Genomic DNA, 23,835 nt, shown 5'->3' with positions numbered 1-23,835 from the left:
CTTTATATAGACTTGTAAAATGGTGGATTCAAATTTGATTAATTGATATGTGTGTTTATTTTTTAGTTTTCAATAGGTAATAGTTTTAGTTTTTGGGGGTAATTAAATGGGATTGGTTTTCAAATTCGCTATCGGTTTTTAATGGAAACATTAACCGGTGGTGAATTTCTAAAGAGATTAATGTATCATGAAAACAATAGAATAGATTGAAAATGAAAAGACCTTTATTGTATTTGCTTATTTTGTTAGTGACTGTATTCAGCACTTCTTGTACTCAATCTTCAAAGGGAACATTTGAGGTGGGTGACAAGACTTTCTTGCTTAATGGAGAGCCGTTTGTCGTAAAAGCGGCAGAGATTCATTATCCTCGTATTCCAAAGGAATATTGGGAACATCGTATTAAAATGTCTAAGGCGTTGGGTATGAATACCATTTGCCTTTATGTTTTCTGGAACTTCCATGAACCGGAAGAAGGAAAATATGATTTTACCGGGCAAAAGGATATTGCAGCATTTTGTCGTCTTGCACAGGAGAATGGTATGTACGTCATTGTGCGTCCTGGTCCTTATGTGTGTGCAGAATGGGAGATGGGCGGATTGCCTTGGTGGTTACTGAAAAAGAAAGATATTAAGCTCCGTGAACAGGATCCGTATTATATGGAACGTGTGAAACTGTTTATGAATGAAGTTGGTAAACAACTTGCTGATCTTCAGATTAGCAAAGGTGGGAATATAATTATGGTACAAGTAGAAAATGAATATGGCTCATTTGGTATTGACAAGCCTTATATTTCTGCTATCCGTGATCTTGTGAAGCAAGCGGGATTCACAGGGGTACCTTTATTCCAGTGTGACTGGAATTCTAATTTTGAGAACAATGCTTTGGATGATCTTCTTTGGACTGTCAATTTTGGTACGGGAGCCAATATAGATCAGCAGTTTGAACGTTTGAAAGAGCTTCGTCCTGATACTCCATTGATGTGTAGTGAGTTCTGGTCCGGATGGTTCGATCATTGGGGAGCGAAGCATGAAACACGCAGTGCGGAGGATTTGGTAAAAGGAATGAAAGATATGCTCGATCGTAATATTTCATTTAGTTTATATATGACTCATGGAGGTACTAGTTTCGGACATTGGGGAGGAGCAAACTTCCCGAACTTCTCTCCGACATGTACGTCTTATGATTATGATGCACCTATCAATGAATCAGGAAAAGTCACTTCCAAATATTTTGAAGTACGTAAATTGTTAAGTAACTATTTACCTGAAGGCGAATCGTTGCCGGAAATCCCGGATTCTATTCCAACGATTACTGTTCCTTCATTTAAATTAGATGAAGTGGCGATACTGTTTGATAATCTGCCGGAGCCAAAAATCAGTGAAAATATTCAGTCAATGGAAGCGTTTGATCAGGGTTGGGGAAGTATTCTATATCGAACTACACTTCCGGCATCTAACAAAGAGCAAATTCTGACAATTACGGAGGCTCATGACTGGGCACAGGTTTTCCTTGATGGCAAGAAATTGGCCACGTTAAGTCGTTTGAAAGGGGAAGGGACTGCTATTCTTCCACCTGTGAAAGAAGGAGCCCAATTGGATATTCTGGTAGAAGCGATGGGTCGTATGAATTTCGGTAAAGGTATTTATGATTGGAAAGGTATTACTGAAAAGGTGGAAATTCAATCGGACGGTGCTGCTGTTACTTCATTGAAGAATTGGAAAGTTTATAATATCCCGGTTGATTATGCTTTTGCAAAGAATAAGAAATTTGTGAAACAAGATAATCCGAAAAAAGACCCTGCGTATTATCGTGGAACATTTACACTGGATAAAACCGGTGATACTTTCCTGGATATGACTAATTGGAGTAAAGGGATGGTCTGGGTGAATGGTTATGCTATTGGACGTTACTGGGAAATAGGACCACAACAAACCTTATATGTGCCGGGATGTTGGTTGAAGAAAGGTGAGAACGAAGTGATTATATTGGATATGGCTGGACCTATACAACCGGAAACGGCAGGCTTGCAACAACCTATTCTCGATAATTTACGCGTTCATGGTGCTGCCTATGCACATCGTAAAGTAGGTGAGAACTTGGACTTGAGCGGAGAAACGCCCGTTTATAAAGGTTCTTTCAAGGCGGGTAATGGTTGGCAACATGTGAAGTTTGGAAAAGAGGTGGAAACACGTTTCTTCTGTCTGGAAGCATTGAATGCACATGATGGGAAAGATTTTGCAGCCATTGCGGAATTGGAGTTACTGGGAGCTGATGGCAAGCCCTTGTCACGCCAACATTGGAAAGTTGTTTATGCAGATAGTGAGGAAACGGAAGAAGCGAATAATATTGCAACGAATGTGTTCGACTTGCAGGAATCTACCTTTTGGCACACAAGCTATTCTTCGGCTGCCAAACATAAATTCCCGCATCAGATTGTGATTAATCTCGGTGAAGATAAGGTAGTAACCGGATTTTCATATTTGCCGAGAGCAGAAGCCGGTAAGACAGGCATGATTAAAGATTATCGGGTATATCTGAAAATGACACCCTTTAAAATCTAAAGGGAATAATAAGATAATTGTATGTCTATGATGTACACTGAAGACATTTAAGTCATAAGGTTAATTATTAAGTTTGTTCATTAAGTTATAGAGAAGTAAAAGAATAACTTTCACGTGAGTGACGGTTTTTCTTTTACTTTTCTTTTTGTATTTTTGTAGATGGGATTCTATCTAATCTATACAGAATTAAAATTGAACAGATTATGCTGGACGTTATTTTGATTATCATTGGTGCTCTCTGTATGATTGCCGGATTAGCCGGTTGTATTCTTCCGTTTCTTCCCGGCCCTCCCATTGCTTACTTGGGACTGTTTATTCTCCATTGTACAGATAAGGTGGAGTACAGTACTACGCAACTAATTGTATGGTTGCTGATTGTGGTTGTATTACAGGTCCTGGATTATTTTACTCCAATGTTGGGCAGTAAATACAGCGGTGGCAGTAAGTGGGGAAATTGGGGATGTATAATAGGTACCCTTGTCGGTCTTCTTTTCTTGCCATGGGGGATTATTCTCGGTCCGTTTCTGGGGGCTGTCATTGGGGAACTGTTGGGAAATAAGGAATTCTCACAGGCGCTTAAATCCGGATTCGGTTCCTTAATAGGATTCATATTGGGAACCTTGTTAAAATTGGTTGTCTGCGGTTATTTCTGTTATCAGTTTATTGCCGGTTTTGTTTGATGAATATAAATAAAGCTGCTCTCCGGAAAGAAGAACAGCTTTACTGCTTTGTCTACTTTATTTCAGGCTCATTTCACCGGAATCTTGTCGATACGTTTCTGATGACGTCCTCCTTCAAACTCGGTAGAGAAAAACTCGGTTAAAATCATGTCCGCTTCTTCTGTGCTGATGAAGCGTCCCGGCATGACCAAGATATTGGCGTCATTGTGCTGACGTGCCAAATGCGCAATCTCTGCATTCCAGCAAAGAGCTGCACGAATCCCTTGGTGCTTGTTCAGTGTCATATTGATTCCGTTTCCACTGCCGCAGATAGCAATACCGGGATAACATTCACCCGATTCCACTGCAAGAGCCAGCGGGTGGGCATAATCCGGATAATCTACACTTGCTGCAGAGTTGGTCCCGAAGTCTTTGTATGCCCAGCCTTTTACTTCCAGCCAGCCGCGAACATATTCTTTCAGTTCAAAACCGGCGTGGTCGCATGCTAATCCGATTGTTTTCATTAGAGCATTGCTTTTACTTGGTTATATACATTCTCGGCTGTGAATCCAAGTTTCTCATCCAGTACTTTGTAAGGTGCGGAGAAACCGAAAGATTCCAAACCCCATACTTTGCCATGACAGCCTACCAGACCTTGAAGAGTAACAGGCAAACCGGCGGTTAAACCGAAAATCTTGGCATTTGCAGGGAGAACAGATTCTTGGTATTCGTTGGATTGGTTACGGAACAGCCCTTCAGACGGAGCAGATACAATACGTACTTTTACACCATCTTTACGAAGCAACTCTGTACCGGCTACCAAAGTGGAAACTTCAGAACCGGAAGCTACTAAAACTACATCCGGGTTTTCGTCAGAACCGGCCACGATATAAGCGCCTTTCGCTGCTTGTTCGTAATCTGTTCCTTCCGGTAAGTTGGCAATATTCTGGCGGGAGAAAATCAGACCTGTCGGAGTGGACATATTCTCCATTGCAAGTTTCCATGCGATAGTTGTTTCTTCTGCATCTGCCGGACGGAGTACCAACATAGAGTTGTGTCCCTTGTGGTTTTTCAGTTTTTCCATCAAGCGGATTTGTGCTTCCTGTTCTACCGGTTCGTGAGTAGGACCGTCTTCGCCTACACGGAACGCATCGTGTGTCCAAATGAACTTCACGGGTTGTTCCATCAATGCAGCCATACGTACGGCAGGTTTCATGTAATCGGAGAATACGAAGAATGTACCGCAAGCTGCGATTACACCACCGTGAAGCGACATACCGATACAGATACAAGCCATTGACAGTTCAGATACACCTGCCTGGAAGAATGCTCCGCTGAAATCGCCTTTCTTGAACGAATGAGTCTTTTTCAAGAAACCGTCGGTCTTGTCAGAGTTGGAAAGGTCGGCAGAAGCTACAATCATATTTTCTACTTGTGTAGCGAGAGCACCTAGTACGGTTGCCGATGCGGCGCGAGTAGCGCTGCCTGCTTTCTGTTCGATAGCGGCCCAATCCACTTTCGGAGCTTTGCCGGAGAAGAACAGTTCCAGTTTGGCTGCAAGTTCCGGATTAGCTTTTGCCCATGCGGCTTTCACTGCATATCTTTCAGCTACGATCTTTTTCAATTCTTCTGCACGTTTAGCATACAGTTCGGCTACTTCCGGGAATATAACGAACGGGTTGGTAGGATCACCGCCTAAATTCTTAATTGTATTTACATATGCGTCGCCACCGAGAGGAGCACCGTGTGTAGCGCAGTTAGCTTCATAGCTGCTGCCGTCCGCCTTGCGTGCACCTTTACCCATCACAGTCTTACCGATAATCAATGTCGGACGTTCCTTTTCCGCCTGTGCCTTTTTGATAGCTGCACGGATTTCGTCAGGATCGTTACCGTTGATACTCAGTACGTTCCATCCCCATGCCTCATACTTCATGGCAGTATCTTCTATAGTTACATCTTTCGTTTCTGTAGAAAGCTGAATGTCGTTGGAGTCGTAGAACATGATCAGATTATCCAGACCCAATGCACCGGCAATACGTCCGGAACCTTGAGAAATCTCTTCCTGGATACCGCCATCAGAGATATAAGCGTAGATAGTCTGATTCATCACTTCGTTAAAGCGTGCTTTCAGAAATTTAGCGGCAATGGCAGCACCTACGGCAAAGGTATGTCCTTGTCCCAGCGGACCGGAAGTGTTTTCAATGCCCCGCATGATGTCTACTTCCGGATGTCCCGGAGTGGGGCTTCCCCATTGGCGGAATTCTTTCAATTCATCCAATGTGAATTTACCGGTCAGTGCCAATGTTGAATAAAGCATTGGAGACATATGTCCCGGATCGAGGAAGAAACGGTCGCGTCCTTCCCAGCGGGGATTCTCCGGATCATATACTAAAAACTCAGAAAAGAGTACATTCACAAAGTCAGCACCACCCATGGCACCACCCGGGTGACCGGAATTGGCTTTCTCAACCATTGAAGCAGCGAGAATACGGATGTTATCCGCTGCACGATTCATAAGTTTATTATCGTTCATATCATTAAAATTAATTGATTTCTGTAAGATTGTTGGCAAAGATAACTCTTTATGTGGATTTAACAATCCAAAAGAGCTATCTTTTTTGTTACCATTTTACTTGCCTTCTTGTTTATAATACAATAAGTAATAGCCCTTGATTTACTGTAACTCTAAAGTAACAATCGACTTAGCAGGAAGTTTTACCTTCATTGTGCCTTTATTGATTTTTACCTCTTTGAAAGGTGCCGGTTTTACAATATTAGGATTCTCAAAAGAATTGTAATCGGTGAGTTTTGCAGAGGTCAGGATTTCTCCGGTAGCCTTCTTTGCCTTTGTGTCTCCCAGATTGATGGTGATTTCCTGTGCTTCATCGGCATTTACGTTTGAAAGGGAAATATGGATAACACCGTTTTTGTCTTTGGAGGCTGTGGCGCTTACCATCGGTACGGTACGGTTATCGCGTACATTCATCTTTTCACACTCCAGGTCGATAGGGAGATAAGTGGCGTCTTGATGTACCTTATACATTTTGAAAACATAATAGCTGGGAGTCAGTACCATCTCTTTTCCTTTTGTCAGAATCATGGATTGAAGTACATTGACAACTTGTGCGATATTTGCCATTTTCAGACGATCGGTGTATTTATGAAATACGTCAAGGCTCAAAGAGGCAACGAAAGCGTCGCGCAATGTGTTTTGCTGATAGAGGTGTCCTCTGATGGTTCCAGGTTCTTCGTCCCACCAAGTTCCCCATTCGTCAAGTAAAAGGGCGATTTTCTTATCCTTGTCATATTTGTCCATGATGGCGCAATGTTTTTTGAGGACTTCTTCCACTTCGAGGCATTTGCCCATTGTCCAGTAATAGTCGTCTTTGTTGAATTGAGTAGCGGAAGTTTTACTGCCACTCCAGCCCGTTACGGTGTAATAATGAAGAGAAAGACCTTGCATACGGTGTCCTACACGATTCATCAATACATCAGTCCAGTTATAGTCGTAATCGCTGGCTCCGCTGGCAATCTTGAAGAGACGGTTGCCGTCATAGTTGCGGCAATAGGTGGAGTAACGACGGTACAGGTCTGCATAGTATTCGGGACGCATACTGCCGCCACATCCCCAACTTTCATTTCCTACACCCAGATATTTAATCTTCCATGCCTTGTCGCGCCCGTTTTTGCGGCGAAGGTTCGCCATAGGAGAGTCACCGTCAGATGTCATATATTCTACCCATTTGGCGAGTTCCTCTACCGTACCGCTGCCTACATTTCCACTGACATATGGTTCGCAACCCAGCATTTCACACAGGTTTAGAAACTCATGAGTACCGAAACTATTGTCTTCAATGGTTCCTCCCCAGTTGTTATTTACCATCTTCGGACGGTTCTCTTTGGGTCCGATACCGTCCATCCAGTGGTATTCATCGGCAAAACAACCACCCGGCCAACGAAGAACAGGGACGGCGAGTTCTTTTAATGCATTGAATACATCTGTGCGATATCCCTTTATATTAGGAATATCCGAATTCTCGCCTACCCAAAGGCCGCCGTAGATACATGAACCTAAATGTTCGGCAAACTGACCGTAAATTTCTTTTGGGATAATTTCTTTACCTTGATCGGCGTGTAAAGTGATGGTAGCGCTCTTTTGTGCAGAAAGAGATACTGAAGCTGCCAAAAAGGCTGTGCTGACTAATAATTTTGCTTTCATAAATGGTATTTGTTTAATGATTGTTTTTTTTATTTTAGTAAACGTACTTCGTAGATAGCAGGAGTCCATTCCGTCCCGTCAGGGATGAAACGTATCGGGCAATTGCCCGTGTTCAACTTTTGGGGCAGGGCATAAGAAAGAGTAATAAAACCGCCTTTGTCCGCTTCACTGATTGTCGGTTTAACAGCCAACTTTTCATTATTCAAGAGGATAGCCATTTTGTTCCGGTCATCTTTCCGTATCGTAATCAGGAGACGGCTTGCTTCCTCTTTTACTTTCAGTTGATAGCCGAACCAACCTTTGGCACGGCGGAAGTGTCTGTCTTTATCCGTTCCGGTTTCTGCCTGCTCATATTGGATAGCATGGTCAGACTCCGGTTGCTGTTCACCGGGAAAGATAAGATCAATAGTTTGATTGGCTAATTCGGTCGTTTTTCGTTCGGCTGTTGCCATTTCTTCTTGAATGGCTTTGAATTGCTCTTCGCTTGTCTGTCGGAAGTAAATGGCATAACGGGAATTATGCAGGCGGAAGAAAGGAACGAGTTCCAATGCTTTGCCTTGTGCCGGATAGACATCTCCATTGTAACGGAAAGCGATCCGGTTCCCCTTTTCTTTGTGAAGATCTTTGCATATTGAATTGGGATCTCCTATCAACATCGGGACTTCCTGCAAAGGAATTTGTTTGCCATGTGCGATATGGCCGCCGCGACTGTCATCGGCATACAGACCATCGAGATGTTCTGTGCTTGTGGAAGCTGCAAGAACGATAGGACCGTATAAGAAAGCATAATAATCTTTCTTGTCGGGGATTTGTTCAATAGTAACTTTCATCGGCAGGTTGAAGGTTATGACGTCTCCTTTTTTCCATTTACGGGAAAGAGGAAGGTATTGATTTCCTTTTTTCGTGGGAAACGTTTCTTTCTTCCCATTAATGCTAATTGAATAGTTGGAAGATTGGTTAGCCCATTCCGGAATGCGTATCATTAAAGTACGTTGTTTCTTAGAAGCTTTATCTATTCGCAAAGTAACCTTATTGTCATCGGGAAAGCGGGTTTCCTGTGTCAAGATGACGCCTTGTTCTTTCCAGTTCAGTTGTGAGGGGATGAAAAGATTGACATAAAGCGTATCTTTCTGATGCGCATAAATGAATTCACCGTATTTGGTATGGTTTTCCAGACCAGAGCCGACACAACACCACATAGATGTTTCCGGTTGTGAATAAACGCGGTAATGTCCCGGCCGCATAGGGGTGAAGTATACAAATCCGCCTTTATCCGGCTCTTGAGACGCTAGGATATGGTTGTAAAGCGCACGTTCGTAATAGTTGATGTAGTTGGGGTCGGGCTCATTTATATTGCAGGGATTGTGAGAGTTCTGATAAAGCATTTTAGTAAGGCGGAGCATATTGTAGGTATTGCAGGTCTCCGGCCCTTGCACATCGTTTATCATGGAGGTAAAATTATCGGCCGGATGGAAATGCTCGCGTACACTATTCCCTCCGATACAGACAGAGCGATTGTTGACAACCGTATTCCAGAAGAAACGGGCTGCATGATCCCATTCTTCGGCGTGATTCCAGTTCTTGTCGTCCTGTGAGAGTTCGGCGATTCGTTTGTAACCGATCACTTTCGGTATTTGGGTATTGGCGTGCATGCCTGTCAGTCGGTCCTCATCTTTGATAAGCGGATCAAGGATAATCTTATGGGAAAACCGACGTGCCAGTTTCAGGTACTTTTTATCTCCCGTAATTGCAGCTACGTCAGCGAAAGTCTCGTTTAGTCCGCCATGTTCGCTACGGAGCATATCCTGTATTTGCTGATCGCTCAGACCGGAAGTAATGTCGATCATCCAATCTGTAAAAGCAATCAACATCCGGCGTGCCCGGTCGCTGCCTGTATAGAGGTAGACGTCCCGCAATCCGGCGTATGTCTTGTGTATATTGTAGAGAGGCACCCATTTGCCATTGAGGTCGAAACCTCCGGCACGGATATTACCTGCTTTAATTTCTTTCCAAAGTTGGAGACTGCCCGGAGTTCCTCCGATAAAACCTGTTCCGACAGCTTGTTGGGCACGGTATAGCTCGTCAAGCATATAGTTAAGCCGGTTGTAAACTGCGGTATCTCCGGTAGCGGCATACATCATGGAGAGTGCGGATAAATAATGTCCGCCGATGTGTCCGTCCAGTCCGGTGTTTTCCCAATTGGTATAACTCGGAGCTTTCGGAGTGAGTCCCGCTTCGCGTAAGAAAGGAGCCAGCAAGCGATCGGGATTAAGGGCGAGTATGTAATGCAAATCAGTCTGTTGGGCTTGTAAGAACGGACTATCCAATAGTTTGACGTCTTGTAAGGGGAAGTATGACACCTGTGGAACGTTCTGTGCTTTAGACAGTGAGGCGGATAGGAGAAGTGCAAGTATGAACGACGTGGTTTTCATGATAATAGTTTCCCCTTGTCCCTCTCCGGAAAGGAGAGGGAATGGGGATAGTTTATGTTAATACTTAGGTGATTAAGAAAGAAGCGGAGAGCCCTCCATGATGAGGGCTATTTGAATTTCACTGCTGCTTCTTCGATGGGCAATCCTGCCTTGTAGTTCTCGATGTATGTATTAAAACCGGCTACGTCCTCAGCGCTAGGCGATACCTCGATACCGGCGTCTCCGACAAATACTTTCTCATCCAGAAAATCAGCAAGCGATTGTTTTTTCTCATTGTTCATGAGGTAAGAACCGAGCAGGGCAATACCCCAAGCACCTCCTTCACCGGCTGTTTCCATTACAGAAATAGGCGAGTTGATGGCAGCTGCGAGTATTCTTTGACCTACTCCCTTTGTTTTGAATAATCCACCGTGACCTGTGATTCTGTCCACTTTGATTTTCTCTTCATTGAACAGGATATCGTTGCCAATCTTGAGTACTCCGACGGAAGCGTATAAATGGCTTCTCATGAAGTTTGCCAGATTGAACTTGTCATTGGCAGAACGTACAAACAAGGGCCTTCCTTCTGCAAGTCCTGTGACGGGCTCACCTGAAATATAATTGTAGGAGAGTAGACCTCCGCAATCGGTATCACCTGTGAGAGCGATGTTATAGAGCTTGCTATAAATTTCGTTCATGTCTACAGGTATGCCCAGAAGTTCCTGGTATTCTTTGAACAAGTTAACCCATGCGTTGAGATCGGATGTGCAATTGTTGCAATGTACCATAGCTACCAGGCTTCCGTCCGGAGTGGTGACCATATCGATCATCTCGTATGGCTTTGACAACTCTTTCTCCAATACAATCATGGAGAAAGAGGATGTTCCTGCCGATACGTTTCCTGTACGTTGTTTCACAGCATTGGTTGCAACCATACCGGTACCCGCGTCTCCTTCCGGCGGACATACCGGTATTCCTGCCTTCAAATGACCGGATGCATCGAGTCTCTTGCTTCCTTCAGTTGTAAGGACACCTGCACTTTCACCTGCCGACAGTACCTTGGGCAGGATATCTTGCAGTGTCCAACTGTACTGATTCGGAGCAATCAGCTTATCGAACTTCGCCACCATTTCGGCTGAATAGTTGTGGGTGGTCGGGTCTATGGGGAGCATTCCGGATGCATCGCCTATGCCCAATACTTTCTCGCCTGTCAACTGCCAATGCACATAACCTGCAAGAGTAGTCAGGAAGTCAATGTCTTTGACATGTGCTTCGTTGTCCAGAATTGCCTGGTACAAGTGAGAAATACTCCATCTCAACGGAATGTTGTAGACAAACAGGTCTGATAAAGCTGCTGCCGCGCGACCGGTATTCGTGTTTCTCCAGGTACGGAAAGGTACGAGGATTTCTTCTTTTGCATTGAAGGGCATATAACCGTGCATCATGGCACTGACACCGATAGCTGCCAGGTTCTCGATCTCTATGCCGTATAAGTTCTTCACGTTGGAGCGGAGATCGGCATAGCAATCTTGCAGACCGGACCAGATGGCTTCGATACTGTATGTCCAAAGCCCGTCAACTAGCTGGTTCTCCCAAGTATGGTTTCCTTGAGCAATCGGCTTGTTTTCCTGATCAATCAAAACGGCTTTTATCCGTGTAGAACCGAGTTCGATTCCAAGAATGGCTTTGCCTGTTTCGATTGTTGATTTTGCATCTGATTTCATGTTGGATAGGGTTTAGCAAAGTGCTTTATTCAACATATAATATACTTCATTCATGCGCAACTCTTTCTTGAAGCAGCTGATAGTCGTATCTTTATTGATATGTACCATTTCGATACCTGCGATTTCAGCATAATCTTCCCAGTATTCAGCGGTCAGATCATATGAGAAGCAAGAATGGTGAGTACCACCTGCCAGAATCCATGCACCGGCACCTACTTCAAAGTTAGGCATTGGAATCCAAAGAGCGGAAGCAACCGGTAATTTCGGCAGCGGTTTCGGTTCGATACATTCCACATCATTTACAATCAGACGGAAACGGTTGCCTAAGTCTACTACAGTTGCAGTACAACCTGTACCGACTTTAGAAGTAAAGACAAGACGAGCTGTCTGGCTCTTACGAATACCTATACCGAGGAAGTGCACTTCCAGACGAGGTTTGTTGGCTGCGATAAGCGGACAAACTTCCAACATATGTGATTGTAAGATAGAGCTTTGTGCACCGTTGAAGTTCAATGTGTAATCTTCGAGGAAAGAACAGCCTTTCGGAAGCCCTTGATTCATTACCCATACAGTGCGGTAGAGAGCAGCGGATTTCCAGTCGCCTTCGGCACCGAAACCATAACCTTCCGCCATCAGACGTTGAGAAGCAAGTCCCGGAATCTGGTCGAAACCGTTGTGCTCCAAGTCGCCCAAGTCGTCAAAATTGGTTGTGAATCCTTTTGCGCCTTTCGCTTTCAAGATAGCGCGAAGAGCCAATTCTGCTTTTGCGGCATTCCATACCTTCTGATAAGCTTCGGTTGATTTGTCTTCCAAAGAAGCATCGTGGTCGTATTCTTTGAAATAAGTAGCTACTAATGCGTCTACGTCAGCGTCCTTGATATCTTTGTGATATTCCATCAGTTCGCTTACCGGACAATAGTCTACATGATAACCCATACGTTGTTCCGCTTCCACCTTGTCACCGTCAGTTACGGCTACATTGTTCATCTGGTCGCCAAAACGAATGATCAGCATATCTTGAGAATCTGCCCAACCTGCACAAACACGCATCCATACGGCAATCTTATGCAGTGTGTCTTCGTCTTTCCAATAACCTACTACCACTTTGCGACGGATACGCATACGAGTACAGATGTGTCCGAATTCACGGTCGCCATGAGCCGACTGATTCAGGTTCATGAAGTCCATATCCATTGTATCCCAAGGAATTTCCTTGTTGAACTGAGTATGCAGGTGCAACAACGGTTTCTTCAACTGTTGCAAACCGTGAATCCACATTTTTGCAGGAGAGAAAGTATGCATCCAAGTGATGACACCGACACATTTCTCGTCGTTGTTGGCAGCTTTGAAAACAGCTTCCACTTCTTTGGAAGAGTTGGCAGTTCCTTTGTATACCACTTTTACAGGGAGTTTACCGGAGTTGTTCAACCCGTTAACCATTTCATTAGAGTGTGCGTCTACTGCGATTACTGCGTCACCTCCGTACAGGAGCTGTGCTCCTGTTACAAACCATACTTCATATTGATCAAATGCGTTCATAATGTTTTGCTTTAATTTAATTTCTAGTTTTTAATTGATTATTGTCCGTAATAAGCATTCGGACCATGCTTGCGACTGAAATGTTTTTCAATCAGCAGAGGATTCATTGTTAAATTGGGATTAACGGCGTATGCGATACTTGCCATTTTTGCTACCTGTTCCATTACTACGGCGTTGTGTACTGCATCGTGTGCGTCTTTTCCCCAGGAGAAAGGACCGTGATTCTTTACCAGCACGCCCGGTGTATGTACGGGATTCAAACCTTCAAAACGCTTCACGATCACGTTCCCGGTTTCCAGTTCGTAGGCACCTTTCACTTCTGCTTCGGTCATATCTGCCGTGCAGGGGATAGCGTCATGGAAATAATCGGCATGAGTAGTTCCGATGTTCGGAATGTCGCATCCGGCTTGCGCCCAAGCGGTCGCATAGGTAGAGTGGGTATGTACCACTCCGCCGATTTCCGGGAATGCTTTGTAGAGTACTACGTGAGTCGGAGTATCTGAAGATGGCTTCAGCCGTCCTTCAACGACCTTGCCATCCAGATCCACTACTACCATATCTTCTGCTTTCATTTCATCGTAACTTACACCACTGGGTTTGATTACTACCAACCCGCTTTCACGGTCGATGGCAGAAACGTTCCCCCAAGTAAAGATGACTAATCCATGCTTTACCAATTCGAGATTGGCATGAAATACTTTTTCTTTCAGTTCTTCCAGCATATTGATTATAATTTGAATTTCGGATCTTTACGATAAATCTTGCTATTAAACTTATATAAGGCTGCCCCTCGTTTGGAACATAGCTTATCTATCTTATCGGTCTTTTCCACATAATCCATTCCGGCAACACGCTTGCGGAAGTTGCGCTTATCCATCGTTTCACCATAAATGGCTTCATATAAACTCTGCAATTTGGATAGTGTGAAAAGTTTAGGCAATAAGTTGAAACCGATAGGTTCGGTAGAAGCTTTTTGTCTCATCAACTCCCTTGCTTTTGTCACCATTGCAGGATGATCGAAAATCAGTGGGGGAAGTTCATTGATGTTTACCCAGTAAGCGTTATGTTTTCGAACCAGTTTCCGGTCATATTCATTGACGTTGACCAACGCATAGTATGCAACGGAGATTACCCGTTCTCCCGGATCACGGTCGACCGCTCCGAAAGTTCCCACTTGTTCCATATACACGTTTTCCAATCCGGTAAGTTCCGCTAGTACACGTTTGGCCGCATCGTCCACACTTTCGTTTTCTTGCACGAATCCTCCCATCAAAGACCATTCGCCCATTGCTGGTTCAAAATTTCTTTTCAGCAGTAGCAGACTTAATTCACCATCGTTAAATCCAAAAATGATACAGTCAATGCCTACATGAAAACTAGGATTCGAGCTATAATAATTGTTCATCGTTTTTTTATATTAGTTAATTAATTGTTACCAGAAATACCAGTAGAAAGCTGCGGTAATAGCCAGGATAATTGCTGTATGGATAATATCCCAATGATTCCAACTTGCACGTGTAGCCGCTTTTTGTTCTTTCGTAGCCGTACCGAATACCAAGCCTTGAATCTTTTCCGCTGTCGGAGCTTTTGTAGCCAGGCTGACTGCGATTACAATAATGATGCAGAATAGGAACATCCATCCGCAGAAGAACAGCCAGTTCATATCATAGAACAGATATTTGAATGTAGAGTCTGCCACTTCTCCGGCATTGCTATAATATACTTTAGCACCCAGACGAGTTAAGCCGATAACCATACCGGCTATCAATCCCCACATACCACCTTGAGCGGAAGTACGCTTCCAGCAGATACCCAATAAGAAAGCGGCTGCGATACCCGGAGCCAATACAGACTGAACATCCTGCAAATAAGTATAAAGAACGTCACCTACACTACGCATGATAGGAATCCAAAGGATACCTAAGATTACAATTACAACTGTTGCAACCTGACCGATACCTACCAGTTTCTTTTCCGGAGTTTCCGGTCTGAAACGTTTGTAGAAGTCAATAGTAAACAACATGGCGGATGAATTGAACAAAGAGGCTAAAGAACTCATCAAAGCTGCAAGGATACCGCATACAACCAGACCTTTCACACCGGCCGGCAACAATTTAGCGACCAAAGTGGGGAAAGCGGCATCGGCATTTGCTGTTCCGTTAGCCAGCAACGGAAGAAATCCTTCACCACCGGCACCGATATATTTCTGATGCAATGCAAATGCGATCATACCCGGAATAAGAAACAAGAAGACAGGCAGCAGTTTCAGGTAAGCACCGAAGATGGTACCGCGACGTGCTTCCATCTCATTCTTTCCGGAAAGTACACGCTGTACGATAAACTGGTCAGTACACCAATACCAGAATCCGATAATGGCGGAACCGATCAAAGCACCTAGCCAAGGGAAGTTCGGATCATCGTTACTACGGATTAGATTAGTCATTGTATCTCCGTAATCATTTACTGTTACCGCACCGCAAACTTTCATCATTTCGTTCCAGCCACCCAGTTCTTTAAAACCAAGCACGAGGATGATCAACGAACCAAGCAGAAGGATAGGAGTCTGGAGTACAGAAGTATACAATACGGATTTCATACCCCCGAAGATAGTATAAAGTGCTGTCAGAACTACCAATCCGATTGCAGCAATCCAGAAGAAGTCGATTCCCCAAAGTTCTTTGATACCGAATACCTGTTGGAATACCAAACCACCGGCATAGACTGTTACAGCTACTTTTGTCAATACATAACTTACTAAAGAAATAACGGATAAGATCGTACGTGACTGTGGGTTATAACGTCGCTCCAAGAATTCCGGCATTGTGTATACCATGCTTCGTGTATAGAATGGAACGAACACCCATCCCAAAATCAGAATCATCCATCCTTGAATTTCCCAATGAGCCATCGCCATACCACTGGAGGCTCCGGCGCCTGCCAGTCCTATCAAGTGTTCCGAACCGATGTTTGATGCGAAGATAGAGGCTCCGATTGCGAGCCAAGTTGCGTCACGTCCGCCTAAGAAATAATCTGCCGAGTCATTTTGTTTTTGTCTGACTACCCAAACAATAATACCGATCAGCGCCAAAAAGAAGACGCCGATTACCACCCAATCTAATGCTTCCACAATAAATATGATTTATAAGTTAATATTATTTCTCTACTGAGAATTTGAAAATACATTCGCTGTTATAGGTTTGTCCCGGTTCCAGAACTACTGAAGGCCAATCAGCTTTGTTGGGACTGTCCGGATAATGTTGTGTTTCCAGACATACGGAAGCACGTTGATTGTAAACGATACCTTTCTTTCCGGTTACAGTACCGTCGAGGAAGTTACCTGTATAAACTTGGATACCCGGTTCGTTGGTATATACTTCCAGAGTGATACCGCTTTCCGGTGAAGTCAGTTTGGCAGCTACCTGCGAAATGTCTCCCTTAGTGTTCAGTACCCAATTGTGGTCATAACCGTTTCCGTTTTTCAACTGGACGAAATCATAGTTACTGATGTCTTGCCCTACTGTTTTCGGAGTCGTGAAGTCCATCGGAGTATCTTTTACCGGGGCAATTTCACCTGTTGTCATGAAAGTGCTGTCTACCGGAGTATAGTAGTCTGCATTCACATACAGAATATTGTCGGTTGAGGCTTTCGACGGATTGCCGGCCAGGTTGAAATAAGAGTGGTTGGTCATGTTGATGATCGTCTTTTTGTCGGTAGTTGCGCTATATTTAATATCGATAGCGTTGTCTTCTGTCAGTGTGTAAGTGACTTTGGCTGTTACATTACCTGGAAAATTTTCATCACCGTCGGGTGAGATACGGGTTAGTTCCAATGTCATCGGATCAATAAGATTTGCCTCATATACTTGATATTGCCATCCTTTGGGACCTCCGTGCAGACAGTGCCCGAAATTGTTTTGTGGTAGCTGGATGGTATCACCGTCAAGAACAAAACGTCCTTGATTGATACGATTGGCATAACGTCCGATGGAAGCACCGAAGTCGCTGGGGACATTGATATAGTCGGCAATACTATCGAAGCCTAAAACTACATCCTGCATCTTTCCGTTTTTGTCCGGTACCATGATAGACACGATACGACCTCCGAAATTAGTAATGCACACTTCCATGCCTGCTTTATTCTTTAAAGTATAAAGATTGGTTTGGGCATTATTTACTTCTGTTTGAAATTTTGCCGGATCAAGACCTGATAGAGTCAGCTCGGAAACCGGCTTGTTATTGCACGCAAAGAGCATAAGTGCGGCAAATCCTGCTAGTAGAAAATGTTTTTTCATGGTTATATTTTTTTATGTAAATGAGTTGATTATCTTAATTCGGGTGTAAAAGTAACACTTTGTTTCGGTGTATTCAATACACTGACGTATGTTATACAACATAAAACGTAAAAAATGCACTTATTGTTATACCTTATTATTATATATACATAGGCGGATATAAAAAACTTATTTTTCTAATGAAGGAAAAATATTCGGTTGCGAATGTGTATCGGTCTATGTGTTATCTTTGCATGAGAAATAAGGGCGTTTTTTATGATATGATGGAAAAAATGGGGGAAAAGTCCGTTTGTCTACCTATTATCCTTTTTTGTCCACTTCGATAAATGTCGGAATATCTAATTTTGGCATTGCAAAGTAAGTGCTGCGAAGCTGAAAGACAGTGAGTGCGGCAAAGAAAAATCTGTTTAATAACAAAAATCTGTATTATGAGGACTAAAAGATGGTTGTCTGCAATGGCAACAGTAATTTTAACTTTATGTATGTGTTCATGTCAGGATTGGAATGAGCAGGATGCTCCGGCGGGAGATCAGCAAATACCTGTTTTGACAAAGGTAGGTTCCTATTCTTTCGAAAGTCTCGAAGGATTTCAGGTTGGTACATATGAGAACGGACAGAATCCGGAGATTATAAAAGACCAAGAAATTGGTAGTAAGGTACTCTATTTGAATAATGGATATATCTATGGAGAAAATCCATTGACCAATAAACGTCTTGAATCGGGGGCGTCTGCTACGATGTGGATAAAATTGGCAGGAGAAGATGTTCAGGTGCGTAACACTGATGAAGAAAGTGAAGAAACAATAGCAACTAGGACTGATGGAAAGTCTCTTTTGGCTTTTATGGATGATACAGAGAAAAGTAAATTGGTGATTACTTCAAATGCCGGACTGATTTATAATGGAGCTGTGTTGAGTGAAGGTTTTTCAGAATTAACTCCGGATATATGGCATTATGTTGCTATAAATATAGGTAAAGACGGCTATACTGTTTATCTGGATGGCGAAGAGTGGGGAACGTCCTCATTACAAACTGAGATTTACAATCAGTTAGTGGACCACTTGACCTCTGTAGCTACTCGTTTATATATTGGTTATGGATTGGAGACTCCTCCGGGTGAATTTTGGATGGAAGATTTGAAGATTTATAAAGATCTGGTCGGAAAGAATGAAATCAAACGTCCTGGAATCGGAACTACTACTATTGGGGCAACTGACTTTTCTACAGGGTTCTTGGGAGCTTTCTCAGAGGTGCTTTCTGCCGAAGGGGATGCAATATATCATTATCAATTTAAGAATTATACCAAAGGTGTTGCCAATCATCAGAATTGGATGTTGCTTATTTCCAATGGAAAGGCTATTGGGGAAGAAGGATATCAGGAATATGCTTTGGTTCGTGCGGATGCCTATGGATGGTTGTCCGGGAATTCAGAAAACACAATTCCTGACAGTGGCTATCCTCTTTCTGATGTATATGGTCAGTTCGGTAGTTGGGAGAAGTTCAGAAGTGAAATGAATGGAGCGGTTGTGGATTTGACAGTGACAAGATATGGGACTTCTATTACGATGAATGCGGTGATTATTTCACAGCAAGATAAGAAGTATACTTATTCTTGGTATCATCCTACTATTGCTGGTGAGGGTACGGTTGGTGTATTCCTTTCTGTTGATAATGCATACCTGGAGGTGGAGAATAAGGAAACTTCTGTAACTCCGTTAGAGATACAAAACGGACAGTTGGGATTTTCCGATTACTCGACAGCATTTAATACAATGTTTACGGAGCCTATTATATTAGAAGACTATACGGAAGTTGTTTATGAGTTTACTAATTATACGCAAGGGCCGGGTAATGAAAAGAACTGGTATCTGGTGTTTACCAACGGAAAGACAAGAGGACAGGAGGGGTATGTAGAACATGCGATTATTCGTGCTGATAACTGGGGATGGTTGAATGGACTGTATGATGCTGAGCATACATTACTGGAGATGGATTGTGCACCTTCATGTAATTACGATTGGAATACATTTGTCTCAGATATGAATGAAGCGAATGTGAAGATGACTGTTAAACGTCGTGCAGGCAAGATTAGTTTCTATGCTGCCATAACGACAAAGGATAATAAAAAATACTCTTACTATTGGATGTATACACTGCCTGCTGATGTAGATGTAATCAGTTCATGCTTGACAGTCGATAATTCTTATCTGGTAATGAAAAATAATCCTGTTGCCATGTCGTTCACAGAACCGAGCACACAGTTGGGAGCAAGTGACTTTACTACGGGGTGGTGGCAAGCGTTCTCCCCGGTGATTTCTGGAACAGGAACGAATGCCTCTTTCAAGTATACATTTACAAATCATAATAGATGTTTGAATGTTTGGGAAAACTGGGCAGTGGCGATAACTAATGGTACGGCTTTCGGAGATCCTAATTATAAAGAATATGTAGTGATTCGTGCAGATAATTTTGGATGGGTAGGTGGAAATGATCGGCTATTTGGTTTCGAGACCAATCTTCCGGATTATACTTGGGCATTGAATGGTGCAAAAGTTGTTCTGACTATTACTCGTGATAATAAGGATATTAAGTTGAATGCTGATATTACGACGGAAAGTGGAATCTCTTATTATTATAAAGGCACACTTACTGGTGTAATTACAGATGTAACGAATACGATTGGTACTTTCTTGACATTGGACAGTGCTTGCCTGACTGATATCACATCGGAAGCTATAAATGGGGAAGATATTCCTGAACCTAGTGATTTGGAAACGGTAGGAACAGTAGATTGTTCGACTGCTTTTCTAGGAGATGTTTCTGAAGTAAGGACATTGGATGGTAATGGGGAATTCTATTATAAATTTACTAACTATACAAGTGGTGAGCTGAATTGGCATAATTGGATGTTACTTGTTTCTAATGGTAAGGTAACCGGGGAAAGTGAATATATAGAATATGCGTTAATCCGTGCCGACAATTATGGATGGTTGAATGGCATTAATGATGATGAACATCGCCCTGTACGGGATTGTAACTATAATTGGGGGACATTTACGGAAGATATGAAGGGAGCGACAGTCGAGATTAGGATGAACCGTCAAGGGAATACTGCATCCGTGAGAGCGGATGTAACCACTGTCGGTGGTGCAAAATATTGGTATGTATGTGAACTTTCAAACCTCCCGGACAGCGGTATTATAGGAACGTATTTGAGCGTTGAACGTGCTTATTTGGAGATTGATACAGAGGCCTCTTATGTCAAAGGCAATAATAACTAAAAGTCTAATATATGAATAGAAAGAATAAAGTAAATTCAAAAATATCCGGGAGCATTGTTTTCCGGCTATTATTGACCTTTTGCCTTATTTCCTTTTCTTTGGGAGCATACGCTCAGAAGAAACAAGTGAAAGGTGTTGTAAAAGATCCCTTGGGGGAGACGGTGATTGGTGCCAGTGTTCTGGAAAAAGGAACGACAAATGGTACAGTGACCGATTTTGATGGTAATTTTGTGTTGGAGGTATCGCCCGATGCAATTCTACACGTCAGTTATATCGGTTATCAGACTCAGGATATTCCGGTAAAAGGAAAGGCGATGATTTCGATTACACTGAAAGAAGATACGGAAGTATTGGATGAGGTAGTCGTGGTAGGTTATGGAGCGCAGAAAAAAGAGAGTGTGGTGGGAGCTATCTCACAAGTCTCTTCAAAGGAACTGTTGAAATCACCGGCAGCTAATGTTTCTCAGGCATTGGCGGGTAAGATCTCCGGTGTGATAACTTCACAGACTTCCGGTGCACCGGGAGCTGACGATGCAGATATCTATATTCGTGGTCGGGCTTCATTTGCAGGAGACAATCAGCCGTTGATTCTGGTGGATGGCGTAGAACGTTCATTCTCTCAGATATCACCGGATGATATTGAGTCTATCTCTGTATTGAAAGACGCTTCTGCTACCGCTGTATATGGTGTACGTGGTGCCAACGGTGTTATGCTGATTACAACCAAACGCGGTAAGGAACAAAAGCCTAAAGTAAGCCTGACAGCCAATTGGCAAATTCAGAGCCCTACGCGCAAAGATACTTATCTGGATTCTTATGATTCTGTTGTACTTTTGGAAGAAGCGCTGGCTAATGATGGAATGGCTTCACAATATTCGGCTTATGACCTGAATATGTACCGGAAATCGAGGGACGGACAGCTAACAGGACTTGACGCCATGCTTTATCCGAATGTGGACTGGTATGATACAGTACTTCGCAGTTCCGCTCCGGCACAACGCTACAATGTAAATATCCAAGGAGGAACGAAGCGTATTCGTTATTTTGCATCTGCCGAATATTACAATCAGCAAGGCTTGTTTAAGAACTTCAGTACTGACGAATATGGAAACAGTTCCAACTCCAGTTATCGTAGATACGCTTTTCGTGGAAATCTGGATTTTCTGGTAACGGACGGCTTGACTTTGTCTGTCAATTTCGGAACACGTTTTGAAGAACGTCGTACACCGAATTCCGACGAGCGGATAGATGGTAGTTACAGTGAAGTTTTCTATCAGATGAATCATACTCCGGGATGGTTGTTCCCGGTTACTTATGCAATTGGAGAAGGAGAAAATGCCCGGACATTGTATGGTGGTAATTCACAAAATCAGAATAATATAGTCGGTCGTTTGGCAGAAGCGGGTTTTACGCGTGCCACAAATACAATCAACGAAACGAATTTCATCGTTGACTATGATATGAGTTGGCTGACACAAGGATTGAAGGTCAGAGGAATGGCGTCATTTGACTATGATGCTTACTATAACCGTAAATTTACTTCTACATTCGCTACTTATGAATTGGCGGATAAGGACAATTATAATTCGTTGGCAGGTTATACGAAATTCAACGATGATACGGAATTGGGATATGCCGGAAATGATCAGACTACAACTTATAAACTCTATATGGAGGTACAGTTGAACTATGCCCGGAAGTTCGGCAAACACGATGTAACAGCAATGGCTCTTTACAATCAGAATGACTATCGTTATCAGGCAGAACTGGCAAAACGTTATCAAGGATTGGTAGGACGTGCCACTTACGGATACGATGACCGTTATCTTGCAGAAGTAAACTTCGGTTACAACGGCTCTGAGAACTTCCGTGAAGGAAAACGTTTCGGTTTCTTTCCTTCTTTCTCTTTAGGATGGCGTATTTCCAACGAGAAATTCATGCAAGGAACTTCTAAATGGTTGAATAACCTTAAACTTCGCGGTTCTTACGGTGAAGTGGGAAATGATGTCTACATGGTGAACGGCGTACAACAGCGATTTCTGTACGAGCCTGTATGGACACAGTTGGCAAATGCATATATGTTTGGTGGCAGCCGTTGGGAAACAGGTATTTACGAGAGCCAGTATCCTAACTATGATGTAACTTGGGAGCGTGCCAAGAAGTACAACGCGGGATTGGAATTCAGTTTATGGAATAATCTGTTGTCCGGTAATATCGATTATTTTTATGAGAGCCGTTCGAATATCCTGACCACTTACCAGTCGCGTCCTCAATGGGTAGGCGTGAATATGGCTGCCGGGAATCTCGGTGAAACCAAAAACTCCGGTTTCGAGTTGGAGTTGAAGCACAACAATCGCATTGGAAAGGACTTTTATTACAATGTAGGTTTCACTTTTTCACATGCCCGCAATGAGATTATCGGTATGGACGAACCGGCGTTGAAGACGGATTACCGTAAACGTGAAGGTCATGCCATCAATCAATACTTTGGTCTGATCTGCGACGGATTTGTCACTTCTGCCGATCTTGCCAATCCGGACTTTCCTCAGTCTACTTATGGGGCAGTCAAAGTGGGTGACTTGAAATATCGTGATATGAATAACGACGGTTTTATTGACGACCGTGATGAGACGTTTATCGGTTATAGCGATATTCCGGAAAATACCTATGCGCTGACATTGGGAGCACAATGGAAAGGTATCGGTTTCAGTGTAATGTTTCAGGGAGTGGATCATGTGTCACGTTTCTATGACGCTGAAGCAATGTATGCCTTTGTCGGTGGCGGTAAAGTGAAAGAGCATCACATCGGACGCTGGAATCCGGCAATGTCCGAAGAATGGAATATGACAAATGCCACTTATCCGTTGCTGCACTATGATGCGAACGGCAATCACAACCAGAGACAAAACTCTTTCTTTCTGAAAAACGGTGCTTTTCTCCGTTTGAAGAATATAGAACTGAGCTATACTTTGCCGCAGGACTGGGTGAAGAAAGCATTTATGTCGGAATGTAGGGTATTCGTAAATGCGAATAATCTGATAACTTGGGATCATCTTGATGGTCTGACAGACCCGGAAAGCAACGGATCTAACCGTTATCCGATCATGAAGACGGTGAATTTCGGCGTTAATATTCAATTTTAATTCCCT

Annotated in this window: 14 protein-coding genes; 4 read left to right on the top strand and 10 right to left on the bottom strand. The window is 43.2% G+C overall.

Annotated features, from left to right (window positions below; translation table 11 throughout):
- Nucleotides 1-212: 212 nt before the first annotated feature.
- Complete coding sequence (locus ACNOGP_RS17690) at nucleotides 213-2,561, top strand: beta-galactosidase (RefSeq protein ID WP_418213364.1); 2,349 nt, start codon at nucleotides 213-215, stop codon at nucleotides 2,559-2,561.
- Nucleotides 2,562-2,764: 203 nt separating this feature from the next.
- A complete protein-coding gene (locus ACNOGP_RS17685; RefSeq protein WP_022276059.1) occupies nucleotides 2,765-3,241 on the top strand; it encodes a DUF456 domain-containing protein in 477 nt (158 codons plus the stop codon).
- Between the two features lie 68 nt (nucleotides 3,242-3,309).
- Here the strand turns inward: ACNOGP_RS17685 and rpiB are convergent, their stop codons facing one another.
- From rpiB to ACNOGP_RS17635, 10 genes are all read right to left on the bottom strand, one after another.
- Nucleotides 3,310-3,744 carry a ribose 5-phosphate isomerase B gene (gene rpiB / locus ACNOGP_RS17680; protein WP_007759225.1) on the bottom strand — a complete coding sequence of 145 codons (435 nt, stop codon included), beginning with the start codon at nucleotides 3,742-3,744 and terminating at the stop codon, nucleotides 3,310-3,312.
- Entirely contained in the window at nucleotides 3,744-5,753 is a 2,010-nt protein-coding gene (locus ACNOGP_RS17675; RefSeq protein WP_418213363.1) for a transketolase family protein, read from the bottom strand. The genes rpiB and ACNOGP_RS17675 overlap by 1 nt, the downstream gene beginning before the upstream one ends.
- A gap of 141 nt (nucleotides 5,754-5,894) precedes the next feature.
- On the bottom strand, nucleotides 5,895-7,439 hold the full coding sequence (locus tag ACNOGP_RS17670; protein WP_195475554.1) for an alpha-N-arabinofuranosidase: 1,545 nt from the start codon (nucleotides 7,437-7,439) through the stop codon (nucleotides 5,895-5,897).
- A gap of 29 nt (nucleotides 7,440-7,468) precedes the next feature.
- A complete protein-coding gene (locus ACNOGP_RS17665; RefSeq protein WP_418213362.1) occupies nucleotides 7,469-9,871 on the bottom strand; it encodes a beta-L-arabinofuranosidase domain-containing protein in 2,403 nt (800 codons plus the stop codon).
- 107 nt (nucleotides 9,872-9,978) lie between these two features.
- Nucleotides 9,979-11,574, bottom strand: a complete 1,596-nt coding sequence (locus ACNOGP_RS17660; protein ID WP_418213361.1) for a xylulokinase — start codon at nucleotides 11,572-11,574, stop codon at nucleotides 9,979-9,981.
- 12 nt (nucleotides 11,575-11,586) lie between these two features.
- Nucleotides 11,587-13,113: an L-arabinose isomerase gene (gene araA / locus ACNOGP_RS17655; RefSeq protein ID WP_007753681.1), complete on the bottom strand. Its 1,527-nt coding sequence runs from the start codon at nucleotides 13,111-13,113 to the stop codon at nucleotides 11,587-11,589.
- A 38-nt stretch (nucleotides 13,114-13,151) separates the two neighbouring features.
- Nucleotides 13,152-13,835 carry an L-ribulose-5-phosphate 4-epimerase gene (locus tag ACNOGP_RS17650; protein ID WP_007753683.1) on the bottom strand — a complete coding sequence of 228 codons (684 nt, stop codon included), beginning with the start codon at nucleotides 13,833-13,835 and terminating at the stop codon, nucleotides 13,152-13,154.
- A 5-nt stretch (nucleotides 13,836-13,840) separates the two neighbouring features.
- Nucleotides 13,841-14,518: an NUDIX hydrolase gene (locus tag ACNOGP_RS17645; RefSeq protein ID WP_143864694.1), complete on the bottom strand. Its 678-nt coding sequence runs from the start codon at nucleotides 14,516-14,518 to the stop codon at nucleotides 13,841-13,843.
- A 27-nt stretch (nucleotides 14,519-14,545) separates the two neighbouring features.
- Nucleotides 14,546-16,240 carry a sodium:solute symporter gene (locus ACNOGP_RS17640; protein ID WP_287666074.1) on the bottom strand — a complete coding sequence of 565 codons (1,695 nt, stop codon included), beginning with the start codon at nucleotides 16,238-16,240 and terminating at the stop codon, nucleotides 14,546-14,548.
- A gap of 25 nt (nucleotides 16,241-16,265) precedes the next feature.
- Nucleotides 16,266-17,405, bottom strand: a complete 1,140-nt coding sequence (locus ACNOGP_RS17635; protein ID WP_186967880.1) for an aldose epimerase family protein — start codon at nucleotides 17,403-17,405, stop codon at nucleotides 16,266-16,268.
- A 428-nt stretch (nucleotides 17,406-17,833) separates the two neighbouring features.
- Here ACNOGP_RS17635 and ACNOGP_RS17630 point away from each other — a divergent pair, with 428 nt between their 5' ends.
- Together ACNOGP_RS17630 and ACNOGP_RS17625 are read left to right on the top strand one after the other, a co-directional pair.
- Nucleotides 17,834-20,686, top strand: coding sequence for a hypothetical protein (locus ACNOGP_RS17630; protein ID WP_418213360.1), 2,853 nt, complete (start codon nucleotides 17,834-17,836; stop codon nucleotides 20,684-20,686).
- Between the two features lie 11 nt (nucleotides 20,687-20,697).
- A complete protein-coding gene (locus ACNOGP_RS17625; RefSeq protein ID WP_418213359.1) occupies nucleotides 20,698-23,829 on the top strand; it encodes a SusC/RagA family TonB-linked outer membrane protein in 3,132 nt (1,043 codons plus the stop codon).
- Nucleotides 23,830-23,835: the final 6 nt, after the last annotated feature.

Origin of the sequence: Bacteroides difficilis (assembly GCF_048319815.1) — a bacterium.
Taxonomy (GTDB): Bacteria; Bacteroidota; Bacteroidia; order Bacteroidales; family Bacteroidaceae; genus Bacteroides; species Bacteroides zhangwenhongii.
The sequence above is the reverse complement of the archived record's forward strand: the minus strand, read 5'-3'. Positions and strand labels throughout refer to the sequence as shown.